This window comes from Prolixibacteraceae bacterium (assembly GCA_019720755.1).
GTDB lineage: Bacteria > Bacteroidota > Bacteroidia > Bacteroidales > Prolixibacteraceae > Halosquirtibacter > Halosquirtibacter laminarini.
The window spans coordinates 334,904-348,641 of the sequence record CP081303.1; the positions used below are offsets into that span (position 1 = coordinate 334,904).

Here is a 13,738-nt window from a genome sequence, read left to right on the forward strand (position 1 = left end):
TCATTGTTCTGTAGGTTGGAATGTTTTTATTTATTTGTCCGTACCTATTTATTTGTTTATTTTAGATGAAAAGTAGTGGTCTACAGAATGATTGAGATAGGGATGAACCGTATCTTCGTTACCCTTTGGTTACCCTTTAGTTACCCTTTAGTTACCCTTTGGTTACTCTAGGGGTAACCAAAGGGTAACGAAGATGTAGGGAATATGTAAATAATATACGGAACAAACTAGGTCTATTTACGACCGGATTACTCTATTGACACTGTGTTGTGATATGCTATAATAGATTGTATTATTTTTTGTAGGAGTGATTGGTCATTCTTTGTGTTTCGTCTATAAGTAAGCTTATGAAACACTCATACATATTGGTCTAAATTTAGGCAGTATAGCTGTTGTACTTTGCTAGAAACAAAAAAAGGCTATCTCACACCGAGTGAGATAGCCCTATAGAATTATGATATTGAAAGAAGAGATTAGAACGATTCCTCAATAAAATGTTGTAATGTCCTTGAGTCTTTAGACATATAATGTGAGAAATCCTCCGAAGTAAATTCCGCTTTTCCTTGCTTAATACGGTTGCACACAGCACTCATTTGTATAATAAGTTGTATAGAGAACTTCTCCTTTACTTTGTCTCTTATAAATTTGATTGCGGAAGGCTTAGTATAAGTAATTTTTTGTCCCATCTGCTTTGAGATCATCTCTGATACGTCGAAAAAGCTATAGGCTTTATCTCCAGTAATCTCCAACTCTTTGTTCTCGAACTTATTATTAGAAAGAGAGCTATGAGCAATCTCTATAACATCTCGGATATCTGTAAAATTCACTTTTCCGCTGCCCGCAGACATACTAAGGGTATGGTTTTTGATTATTTCATTCTGATTTAATCTCGTGATATTCTGCATAAAGAAACCTGAACGAATGATCGTGTATGGGATTCCCGATTCCATAATATATTTTTCCACGCTAAGATGAGGAATCATCTTGCTTTTCTCTACATTGGTTACAGAGAGAAATGTGATGTGTTTAATTCCTTTTTCCTTTGCAATTTTAATCAGAGGAAGGATATACTTTTTCGTGTTTTTTAGCGCAGGAGGTCTAACTAAGATCAGTTTTTGGATTCCATCAAGTGCTTTATCAAAAGTACTAGTATTAAAGAAATCGAATGGACGTGTTTGAAAACAACGAACCACTTCATCTTCTTGTACATTTTTAGGACGTCGTACTCCAGCGATGAAATTAGAATCATTAGAGGATATTTGGTTTACATACGAAAGGAAATGCCTTCCGAAAAACCCTGTGCTGGCTGTTATTAATATATTTTCTTTCACAAGATATTTCTTAGTTGTGACTACTCTTTAATATAGTGATTTTTCAATGAAACAAAATTGTTCAGAGAGATAAAATTATCAATTTTTGAAAATATCTTCAATTACTTGTTTATACTTTTTCGAAATATATCCTCTTTTTAACTTAAGTGTTGAAGAAAGCTCTCCTGTTTCAGGGCTCCACACATCCGAGACTATTTTTATACGTTTAAGGTTTTCATGTTCACTTAAACGTTTATTCAGCCTATTTACCTCTTTTTGAACAATCTTTTGTGCTTGAGGTAAGTCTATCTCTTTTTCGTTAGAGATATTTAATATTGAAGCAATCTCTTCCATATTGGGAATGATGATTGCACTAGCAAATTTTTCTCTGTCCCCAACAACCATCAGTTCATTAATCAAGAGACTTTCTTTCATTATATTCTCAATTGCTTGTGGTGCAATATATTTTCCACCAGACAATTTGAAGATCTCTTTTTTACGATCAGTTATTTTGAGGTATTTTCCTTGAATGAGAGTTCCAATATCTCCTGTATGAAACCAACCATCCTCATCGATAACCTCTCGTGTTAGCTCTGGTGCTTTATAGTATCCTTTCATTAATGAAGGTCCTTTACACAAGATCTCTCCATCTTTTCCAAACATAAATTCTACTCCAGGAAGAATCGGTCCATTGGTTCCTGCCATATATTCGTTGGTCACAGCATTACTTACAGCAATAACAGGAGAGGTTTCCGATAGGCCATATCCTTCTAGTGCAAGTATTTTAGCAGCCCCAAATACTCGTGTAATTCTTGGTTGTAGTGCAGCTCCCCCCGAGATAATAATCTGTATGTTACCCCCGAGAGCATCTCTCCATTTTTTGAAAACGAGTTTGTCAGCAATGGCTAAAGAGAGTCGATAATATATACTTTTCTTCTCGTGAAAATCAAATTTCATTCCTAATGAAACGGCCCAATTAAATATTGCTTTTTGAATGGATCCTAACTGATTTCCTTTTTTTATAATACCGTCAAAGATACGTTCAAGAACACGAGGTACTGTGTTGAACATGTGAGGTCTTACCTCTTTTATCATCGTGCTTATTTTTGCAATATTATCTACTAGGTATATTGCCATTCCTTTGTATTGAAAGTGGTACAGAACACTTCTTTCATAGATATGACATAGAGGAAGAAAAGAGATGACTTTTGTATTTTCTCCTAAAGAGTGGTTTTTGCTATGTTGAACGAAATTGGAAACTAAGTTCTTGTGGGATAGCATGACTCCTTTAGGTTTTCCTGTAGTTCCAGAGGTATATATGATGGTCGCTATATCATCAGGCAATACTTCGTTTTTCAGTCCTTGAACTACTCTTAATTGTTCTTCTGTAGGCGCTTCTTGGTCATTAAAAAAGTCCGTCCATAATGGAATATCTAGAATAGGTAAGAAACTATAAAGACTCTCTTTTACCATCTCAGGTATAATATTTTTTACCCTTCTGTATATTTGGGGGTCAGAAACAAAGAGCATTTTAATCTCAGCATGATCAAAGATATATTTGTACTCCTCTTCAGCTAATGTGGTGTAGACTGATACATTTATCGCCCCTAACATTCCTAATGCCATATCTAAGATACACCATTCAGGTCTATTTGTAGAAACGATACCTATTTTGTCTCCTTTTCTTATTCCTCTGTTATAAAGATGGAAAGCCAAAAGATGAGAGAGGTTGTAATAGTCTTTAGATGATCGACAATTCCATGTTCCATTGTCTTTAATGCATATTGCATTTTCCTTTGACTGATATATTGTGTTATATCTATCTACTAAGTCAAATACTCTTGTTACCTTACCCATTTTCTCCATAATATTTTTGTCTGTTGCAAATTGCTTTTATCCAAACATCTTTGCAATCACAATCTTGTATTTCTCTGCGATAATATCTCTTTTAAGTTTTAAAGTAGCAGAAAGTTCATTTGTTTCACTACTCCATTGATCTGCAGTAATAAAACTTTTTTTGATATGTTCGTGGGGACTCATTCTTTTATTGAAAGAAGAGATCTCCTTATTTATCATTTTAATCACATCAGGATGAAGAACAAGTGCTTCTTTTTCCTCAAATTGAATATGATTATTTTTTGCCCAATCTGCTAATTGATCTAAATTAGGGGATACTACTGCTGCAACAAATTTTTCTTGTTCTCCAACGATCATTAATTGTTCGATATATGGAGACTCTTTCAGTCTATTTTCAATTACTTGAGGTGCTATGTACTTTCCAGAAGAGAGCTTAAAGATAGACTTCTTTCGATCTGTAATTTTCAAGAACTTATTGTCCACAAGGACTCCAATATCACCTGTGTGAAACCATCCATCTTTGTCGACTACTTCATCTGTATATTGAGGATCTTTGTAGTATCCTAGCATTAGGTTTGGTCCTTTACAAAGGATCTCTCCATCCTCAGCAATCTTGCATGATACTCCATCTAGAACTGGCCCTACTGTACCAATCATTCGATTCTCTATCTCAAATTTGTTTACTGCAATTACAGGACCTGTTTCAGATAAACCATATCCCTCTTGAACACTGATCCCAACAGCTGAGAATATTCTTGCCAAACGAGGTTGTAATGCAGCCCCACCAGAGATGACAACTTTAATATTTCCTCCTAATGCAGCTGCCCATTTTGAGAATACTAATTTTCTTGCAATATTTAATTTCAGTTTATAGATCGGATTATTCAGTTTATCATACTCAAACTCTTCTCCAACCTTAATGGCCCAATCAAAAATCTTTGCTTTAGCTCCAGTAAGATTTTTTCTTTTAGACATCACTGCATCATACACTTTCTCCAGAAAGCGAGGAACAGTACTGAATATATCAGCATGTAGTTCTTGTAGATCGGTTGTTACAGTTCCAATATTTCGAGCATAACATATCTCCAACCCTTTATACTGCATGTGGTAATTAAGCATACGCTCATATACGTGATTTAAAGGAAGAAAAGAGATTGTTTTGTGATTATGATTTAGGGGTTGACATGTTGAACTTTCTATTGCATTGGTTACCATGGCTCTATGTGGTACCATTACTCCCTTTGAGGTTCCAGTGGTTCCTGAGGTATAGATAATGGTGAACATATCGTCCTCAGAAATACTCTCTTTGATCTCTTCTATACGATTCTTGAGGGAAGGATAAATTTCTTGACCTCTATCGATTAGTATTTGTAAATTATCAATTCCCTCTATTGGATCTATGGAATAGATGAATTCAATCTCTTGAGTCGTGTTTGGAATCGCTTCTTTTGCTCTATTGTAAAGAGGTTGATTTCCAAATATAACCATTCTACAGTCAGAATGAGATAATAAAAACTGGTACTCTTCAGAACTTAGGTTTGGATATAAGGGCACATGAACAGCACCTACTTGTGCTAAAGCCATGTCTAGAATGTTCCACTCAGGTCGGTTGTTGCATATAGTAACAACTTTATCCTGTTTGTTAATTCCGATCTTTAAAAGAGAAGCACTTAAATAGTTTACTTTGTTGATGTATTCTGTTGTAGTGTAACTATACCAATTTTTGCCATTTTTTCCTGTTAACATTGCTTTTTCAGGGAACTCATTTTTGAGCCTGTCAAGAATGTCAAATGTGCGTGTTACTTTTTGCATAATAAAAGAAAATAGAAGTTTACCATCTTAGCAGGGAGTAAGATGGTAATCTAGCATGTTATATGTTTCAAATTTTGAAACAAATATACAAAACTGTTTTCTTGAATAATTTAGATTCATTCTTTGTTTAGAAAATATATTCTAAACCTCCATCTAGCAAAAAGTGTAATAACGGTTAATACAAGGATTGAGATAAAACAATATATACTGGTGTTTCCTGCCTCCCCTGATCCATAAGAGTGTAATCCAGATAGATAATAGTTTACCCCAAGATAGGTCATGATGATAGCGTAGAAGCCAAATATGGATGCTGCATTAAAAGCGAAGTTTCCTCTAAATGCAGGGATGATACGCATATGCGTGATAAAGGAATATACTAGTATTGTAACTAGGGACCATGTCTCTTTGGGATCCCATCCCCAATATCTTCCCCATGCTTCATTAGCCCATATACCACCTAGAAAAGTTCCAATGGTAAGTAGATAGAGTCCAAGAATCATGCTCGCTTCATTAATGTCCGATAGCTGAGAGATAGTTTGTTCTATTCTAGTCCTATTTTTCTTGTTTGTAAATATCCATAAGATCATGTTTGTTAGTCCAATGAACATCGATATTCCTATAAATCCATATGAAGCAGTAATAATTGCGACATGAAATGTAAGCCAATGTGACTTTAAAACAGGGACAAGAAATGTGATTTCTGGGTTCATCCAACTTAGATGTGCAATAAAAAGTGTGATCCCTGAAAGAAATGCTGCTCCAGATAAGATAATAGGGTTTTTTCTGGCAAAGATGAAACCAGCAAACATCATTGACCAGGCAACATAAAGCATCGATTCATATCCATTACTCCATGGCATATGCCCCGAGACAATTCCACGAAGAACCATTCCTATTGTGTGCAATAGAAAAGGAATAACGAGTATAATGTCTAATGTGATATTAAACCTTTTGCTATACTCTTTATTTCGAAGAATAGAGATGAAACAAGTGAATAATGCAACAAACCCAATAATAAGATAAAGAATAAAAGTATATAGGAATATATTGGAATGGATATACACTCTTTCAAGTTTGTTTTTTCTTTCAGATGGCAAGTCTACTGCATTCTTCTTCTGATATTTATCGATTGCTTCTAAATAGTGAATGGCTTTTTCATAATGCTTTGAATGATATTCATCAAATATCAAATCCCATGATTTCTTGATAAAAAGCTCTTCAGGGGAACTATTGGATACATTTGCTATATCACTTGGTGATATCCAAGTGGATTGCTTCTCCTTCTTGTATGGGAAAGTTTTAAGAATAGATTGATTTTGAATTAGATTAAAGATATTGACCTTTTCGTCTACTTTCATCAAATCTTTGTCTTTTTGATGTCTTAAATTGGGAGCCTTTTGATATGCTTGATTGATCTCCTCAAGGAGTATGTATTTTCGTGTTGCAGGATTAAAGAAGTCTTGGTAGCTAGCATATTTTGAATCTACATGGATTAGTCCTGCAATATATGGTGTAATTTTAATGATCGGTTCTCCACTCCATTTTTGAGGGTTTGTTAGAATTCCCCACATAACCTCCTCTGCACTATTTCCCTTGTAGGATGTCTTCCACATTGACTTGCGTAAGAAGTCATTGGCAATGGTACTCATCGGTTTAACTCGTCCATCATGACTCTGTACCCACACTTTACCAAACTCCTTTATGACATCCTTTTGGGATGTCTTTGCTTGTGCTTGGTTTGGCGAAAGAAGCGATAATAATAGAAACAGGGTTGGGGTAACCGATCTTTTGATTAATTTTTGGAACCTAGTCTTAGGCGCAAAAAGAGCTCCTGTCATTCCTAATATCATGAGGAAGTATCCTAAATAGGTAACTATTGTACCCCAGTAATCATTATTTACGGTCAAAATTGTCCCTTTTTCATCCTGATCATAGGATGTCTGATAAAACCTGTATCTACCTTGGTGTAGTGTGTTATTCATACTTATTTCGACGCTTTTCTCTTTTTGTTGTTGAGTGTTTAACACATCCACTATACTTCGGTACGATGATGGACTATTGGAGTTATTATAACGTTCTAAGATAAATTTCTTTAGGTGTAGGTGAAAGGGTAAGGTAAGTTCTTGTTGTCCAAAGGATAGTGAGATTGTGTTTCCTGCAATATTTAAAGTTTTTTCTGTCAAAGGCAAACCTGTCTGATTAAATATAGTAACTTCTCTCTCTATATGCCCCTTTTCTATGGTGGCTGTCACTGATTCATACTCTCCTTTAGATGACGTTTTTGCTACTAACTTTGCGGACTGTAGCGACTTCATCAAAATGATTTGTACTCCATTTGTTTGGTAAGCATGACGAGTTTTAAAGTCCATAGTCTTCTTTGGTTCACTGACCTGAGAAGCGGCCATCCTTGACATGGTCATCTGTGTAATAGGTGATGAAGATGTAATGAGAAGTTTGTTATTCTTTGAAATAATCGAGATATCACTATCTTTTTGAGAAGAGAATCCAATAGATTGATTGCCGAAATATATCTTCTCTCCCTCCTGCAATATTACATTCTGTGAATGGAAATTTTGGATCACCATAATCTGAATGGTTGGTGTGCCATTCGGTGAGCTCTTTAGCTCTTTTATTACTTTTGGATTGTAGTTCGAAAATTTTACTTTATATCCATCCAAATGAAGGGTATAGCTCGTCCCAGCATAGGCTGAAAATAAGACTTCTTTCTTTTTATGATTGTCGGTGGTTTGAATGGAGATAATCTTATTTGATGACAAGTAACGATTGGTTGTTTCGCCTTCTCTCAAATGTAATAGGCCTTCGTGGCTAAAATATCGGGTGACTCCTCCTCCCAAAATGATGAGAATGAATGAAAGGTGAAACAGAAGTAATGGTAGTTTCTCTTTCCTAAATAATTTAAACTTAAAAATATTTATTGTGAGGTTAATGGTAAATAAAAGATAAACGATTTCTAGCCATGTGGAGTTGTAAATCCATATCTTAGCAGTTGAAGTATCATAAACTGTTTCTACAATGGTTGCCATTCCTAATGATATGGCAATAAGTATAAATAAGAAACCTGTAAATGTGGTCGATCCAAATATCTTTTTTACTTTATTCATTTTGCTACAATCCTTAAATAATATTCGGGTTTAAATATACGAAGCAATAAGAATAATGTAGTTATATAGTATTCTAAATAAAGTTCAAGAATAAAAAAATTAGCATGTAGGGGGCGGCTATGCTAATTTTAAAATATTAATGAGTACTACTCTGTTTATTAGAGTTAATTATATCTCACTAAAAAAAACATGTTTTAATACAACGTTCAACTGATTAGCTGACTAATGCATAGATCATGTTTGCTAGATAGGTAATAACAATCCCTATAAAATAAAAAAATTTACTCATGATTATTGATGCTTTAGATTTGACAACACAAATTAAATCAATTTATGTGTTACATGCATGTAATATATTGTTAATATGTGTTAACGTTGTGTTATGTTTGCTTATCTAATACTTTTAGGTGCAATATTTTAGAAGATTTGGTTTAACTATTTTATTCTATGATTCAAGTAAAATAATTGGATTATATTTGTTGTATACGATAAATATTAAATTACCTAGTTATATGAAATTTTTAAGACTATTTTTTGTGTCTATGATTATCTATTCGATGCCTGTGATGGCACAAAAAGACACTTTAACTCTAGATGAGTGTATTGTTGGTCGGTATACAAATTTGTATCCATCTTATCTGTCTAATATCCAATGGGTAAAAGGCTCTGATCGTCTTTATTCAGTAAAAGAGTCTGGAGCTCAAGTTGTGAAAGACTCTCGTTCTTTAAAAGTGAAGCAGAAGTTTACTTTAGATTTTTTTAAATCATTAGATAATGATTTGTCTAAGATAAAGCAAGTTCCTTCTATTCAATGGATAGATAATGATACATTTAAATTTAGTTATCATGGTACTTATTATTTTGTAAATGATAATAAGTTAGACTATACCATTAATCTACCAAAAGGAATGGATGATAATTTTCTTTCAAAAGATCATCAGAAAATTGCCTGTAGTTTAGGAAATAACGTATGGGTGTTGACAAAAGAAGGGAAAAAACAGGTTACTTCATTCGAAAAGAAAGGAATCGTTTGTGGTAAGACTGTGCATAGAAATGAATTTGGTATCGAGAAAGGTCTTTTTTGGGCACCTAACTCGATGAAGTTAGCTTTCTATAAGAAAGATGAATCGATGGTTGCTGATTATACTTTAGTAGATATGATGAGTGAACCTCAAAAAAGAGTCGACATTAAGTATCCAATGGCTGGACGCAAGAGTCATCACGTAACTGTTGGTGTATATGATATAACCTCAGGTAAAACCATTTACCTTAAAACGGGTGGTGACCCTGAGCATTACCTTACCAATATTACTTGGAGTCCAGATGCTAAATATATCTATATTGCGGAAGTGAATAGAGGACAAAACAAATTGAATTGGAATAGGTATGATGTGACCACTGGTGAGAAGTTAAATACGATTATTAGTGAATCAGATGATCGTTATATTGAGCCACTTCATCCATTGTACTTTATGCCAAAGAGTAGTAATAAGTTTATTCGTTGGACTCGTAAAGATGGGTACTTCCACCTTTATATGTATGATAAGAACGGAAAGCAGTTGACACAATTAACTTCTGGAGAATGGGAAGTTACTGCTTTTTATGGTGTTGATAGGAATGAGAAATATGCTTTTTTCCAAGCAACCAAGGAGAGTCCAATGGCTCGTAATATTTATCGAGTTAATATGAAATCATTGAAAGTGGATAAGCTTGATGATATTCCTATGGGGTGGCATAATGCACTGTTTAATACGAATTACTCTCAATTTATTGATGTTTATGAGCGTCACGATATTCCTAGAAAAGTTGAGATTCTTTCTGTTTCTACACGCAAGCGTACTAAAGTTCTTTTGAAAGCGGAAGATACTCTTGCTAAGAAAGAAATTGGTGAAGAGTCTGTCTTTACTATTAAGTCTGGAGATGGAAATACGGATCTTTATTGTCGTATGATCAAACCGTTGAACTTTGACCCTAATAAAAAGTATCCAGTTATTGTATATGTATATGGTGGTCCTCATGCGCAACTAGTTCAAGACCGTTGGCACTATTCTGCTAGATGGTGGCAGTTTTATATGGCTCAACAGGGGTATATCGCTTTTACATTGGATAATAGAGGTTCTTCTAATAGAGGAAAAGAGTTTGAGCAGGTTATTCATCGAAATTTAGGTATCCATGAAACGGAGGATCAAATGAAAGGTATTGAGTACCTAAAAAGTCTTTCTTACGTGGATGACTCTAGAATCGGAGTTCATGGATGGAGCTTTGGTGGTTTTATGACAATGAATCTAATGTTTAGACATCCTGAGGTATTCAAAGTTGGTGTTTCTGGTGGTGGTGTTGTCGATTGGTCTCTTTATGAAATAATGTATGGAGAACGTTATATGGATCGACCACAAGAAAACCCTGAAGGGTATAAAGAGTGTAATATGGTGAACCACCTAAAAGATCTTAAAGGGGACCTTCTTTTAATTCATGGTGCAATGGATTCAACTGTGGTAATGCAACATAGTTACAAGATGTTGAGAGAGTCGATCAAACAAAGCAGACAGATAGACTATTTTGTCTATCCAACTGCTCCTCATAATGTAAGAGGCTATGATCGTATCCATTTGATGAGAAAAGTTTCAGACTATTTCTTGAAAAATCTTTAGATTTAAGAAAATATCTGAAGTGCTTTTTATTTGAGTGGAAGCACTTCAGGTTTTCGTCCTCTAAAGTCTTTAAAGGTAGCTGTCTTAGTTGAGAGTGCTTTGTATATAAAGTTATTCATGTCGTTTGGAGCTACAGGGAAGTATCCCAGTCTAAGTTCAATTGTGTTGAATACCAGTGACTCATTACGCATTCTTACTCCTAAGCCCACTTCTGTATACATGTCGTATTTATATCTTGCTGCTGGACTTTCGTTTTCAATTGCTCCAAAATCACAAAATATGTAGGACGCAAATCTAAATCCTAATATAGCTCTTTTGTGATAATGAACAGTCTCTAATTGAATGGAGACCTTCTCTTTTCCATATACTTCTTGTGAGTTCATATCTCTTATGTTTTCACTATTGTTTAAGGAGACAAACTCATAAGGTAAACGATTAAATCCTTTTGTGTAATTAAAATTAATGAACTGTCTGAATCGATACCTGCTAATGGTATATAGCTTTGAAAAATAGTTAATATCCATCCCAATCTCAGCTTGTTCAATGCTTTCATTGTTCCAAAACCCACCCACGAATGCATCAAAATAGAGATATGATTTGTCTTTCATCTTGAAGCTCTGAGAGAAAAAGGTGTGTGCATAGAGCCTCTTGTCATTGTAAGGGTTGTCGTATCCCGCAACAAACTCAAAATATCGACCAATAGGAATATCTTCTGTTATCCCATATCCATATATTAGATTTGCACGATAACTTTTCCTTTTCGAAAATGCCAAACTTAAAAGAAGTTGTTGTTTTGTAGGATACAACATATTATAATTTAGATCATCACTTGGATTTTGAAACTGTTCTAAGGAAGAAAATCTTGCTCCAAGAATTAGTTGGTGACTTTTCATCAAAGTTGTCTTAAGATTAATAGATTTTGCAATCCAAGAATCTATATATTCATTCTGTTGATGAACCTGAAGCGTGTCTCCTTGTATAATTTTAATTTCGTTGCTTTTTAGGATTCTTTTATATCGAAATTCAGTTGCAATCTGCTCTTTGGAGGAAACAAAAGGTTTGTATAATTGAATATCATACATGTCCATTTCGTATGAATTGGCATAGTTAACCCCTAAATCGATAAAGCTGCTAAATAAATTACGAGCATTGTATTCTATGTCATATCCAGACTTTTGTTTCTTTTGGGTATTGTAGATATACTTGAGACTGAACTTATGTCCTAACCCAAAAAGATTTTGATTGTATACTTTTGCAGAACCTTCTACAGAAGATGAGATATTAACCATTGCACCATACGAGAAGTTGTCTTGGATATACAATATAACGTCAACGGTTTCAGGCTCATCTTTATTTTCTACACATAGAATATTTACTCTATTAATGTATGGTAGTTCCCTTAAATGTTCTTCACTATTGGCCATTAATATGGGATTTAACGGCTCCCCTTCCTTAAAGAAAATATTTCTTCTTACAGTGCTCTCTTTTGTATTGACATGTGCATCATTGATAAAATCAAGAACTTTGCTTGGTGTTCCATCCTTGTCTTTATTTATAGCGAAAATATCCTTGTATATAATCTGGATATTGCGTATTTGTCGATCCTTAAATTTTAGATAGTATTCAGCACTATTCACATTCAACTTTTTCTTCTTATCAAGAGTATCTTTATCTACAATAAAAAGGTTCGTTAAATGTCTAGTGATAAAATATTTGTCCGATTTAGATTTAACAGAGTCATAAAAACATATTGCTTTATGATCTCTGCGTGCCCAAATAGAATCTATTTTAGCTTGTTTAATGGAATCCTGCTTTATAATACCTTCACTTTTCTCTTTGAGTTTTGTTAATAGTTGCTTGGTTGCTTTTCCTTGCTTTTTATTCTTGTTATCAGGCATAGCAAATGCATTTGATAAGGCTAGGATAAAGCATATCAGTGCAATAATATGTATTTTACTAGATGCAATCGTTTTTTTGAAAAGTGTCATTCGTTATTTAGTCAATTTCATACTCTTTATGTTACGTGGAAGTAGGTTATGATGTTTCTTAAAAGCAGCAGAAAATTTCGAAAGATTCGAATATCCTAACTTATATCCAATCTCTGAAACTGTATTTGTGCCCATTCTTAACAATCTATAGGCCTCTTCCATTCGATAGTCAGAATAGAACGAATATGGCGGTTTTCCAAATACAACTTTAAACAATCTATTTAGTTTGCTGACACTCATCCCAGAATTTTCAGCCAAGAATTCGAGACTAGGAGGATTCGCAAGATCTTTTAGAAGCATCGTTTTTACAGTAAATATTTTTTGAATATCATACTGACTATATTTACCCATATCGCATTTCTGCCTCTCCAAAGATAATAATGTTTCATTTAATAGGAGAAGACTCTTTGCTTTTAATAGTATTAGTTGATCTTCAGCTTTTTCGATAGTATGTTTGTGTTCTTGATATATTGAGCCTAATGCCTCATCCATATCTAAAGACATCACCATCGGGTCTTTCGAATAGAAAAAACCATCAAGGTAAGATCCTTTTCTTAGATTACGTCTTAGTTGCAATGGTTCGTCTATTACGATCTCACTCCATCTTAGTTCTGTGTCTTGTGGAATCTTAAACTCTAAGAAACTGTGTTGGTTATAGAAAAGAATGAAACCAAGAGTGTTAATATGAACGTCATTGGGAGATATAACTTTACCATCTTTATTATTATCAGATAATATGATATGAATATTTCTCAGCTCTGATACATTTGATCTATAGATACAAGGATATTTAACAGTAGCTTTGTAAGAATACAGTGTAAAACCTTCTGTTATATTAAACCTTGTTGTCTCTATTTTTCCATAAGGAGATTCAGACTCAATCTTTCCATTTCTAAGATTTATAGGCTTTGTCTCCATTCTAGCCACTTCTTGGCTTATATCTAATTCATTGTAAAAAATTATCTTCCCCATATCTCTCGTGCTCTAATTCCTTCTTG

7 protein-coding genes are annotated in these 13,738 nt (G+C 34.1%); 1 reads left to right on the plus strand and 6 read right to left on the minus strand.

The features are described from left to right. Positions 1-473 precede the first annotated feature (473 nt). The 4 genes from K4L44_01415 to ccsA all read right to left on the minus strand — a co-directional run bounded on the left by K4L44_01415 (position 474) and on the right by ccsA (position 8,101). Entirely contained in the window at positions 474-1,331 is an 858-nt protein-coding gene (locus tag K4L44_01415) for an NmrA family NAD(P)-binding protein (protein ID QZE14558.1), read from the minus strand. A 78-nt stretch (positions 1,332-1,409) separates the two neighbouring features. Further along, positions 1,410-3,167, minus strand: a complete 1,758-nt coding sequence (locus K4L44_01420; protein QZE14559.1) for a long-chain fatty acid--CoA ligase — start codon at positions 3,165-3,167, stop codon at positions 1,410-1,412. Positions 3,168-3,203: 36 nt separating this feature from the next. Then, positions 3,204-4,979 (minus strand): long-chain fatty acid--CoA ligase, encoded by a 1,776-nt coding sequence (locus tag K4L44_01425; protein QZE14560.1) that lies wholly within the window; start codon positions 4,977-4,979, stop codon positions 3,204-3,206. A 116-nt stretch (positions 4,980-5,095) separates the two neighbouring features. Further along, on the minus strand, positions 5,096-8,101 hold the full coding sequence (gene ccsA, locus K4L44_01430; GenBank protein QZE14561.1) for a cytochrome c biogenesis protein CcsA: 3,006 nt from the start codon (positions 8,099-8,101) through the stop codon (positions 5,096-5,098). Between the two features lie 512 nt (positions 8,102-8,613). Between ccsA and K4L44_01435 the strand changes: the two genes are divergently transcribed. After that, on the plus strand, positions 8,614-10,752 hold the full coding sequence (locus tag K4L44_01435; GenBank protein QZE14562.1) for a S9 family peptidase: 2,139 nt from the start codon (positions 8,614-8,616) through the stop codon (positions 10,750-10,752). Positions 10,753-10,778: 26 nt separating this feature from the next. On the opposite strand, the gene K4L44_01440 is transcribed toward K4L44_01435, so the two are convergent. Both K4L44_01440 and K4L44_01445 read right to left on the minus strand, forming a co-directional pair. After that, positions 10,779-12,740, minus strand: coding sequence for a hypothetical protein (locus K4L44_01440; GenBank protein ID QZE14563.1), 1,962 nt, complete (start codon positions 12,738-12,740; stop codon positions 10,779-10,781). A gap of 3 nt (positions 12,741-12,743) precedes the next feature. Next, on the minus strand, positions 12,744-13,712 hold the full coding sequence (locus K4L44_01445) for an AraC family transcriptional regulator (GenBank protein QZE14564.1): 969 nt from the start codon (positions 13,710-13,712) through the stop codon (positions 12,744-12,746). Positions 13,713-13,738 lie beyond the last annotated feature (26 nt).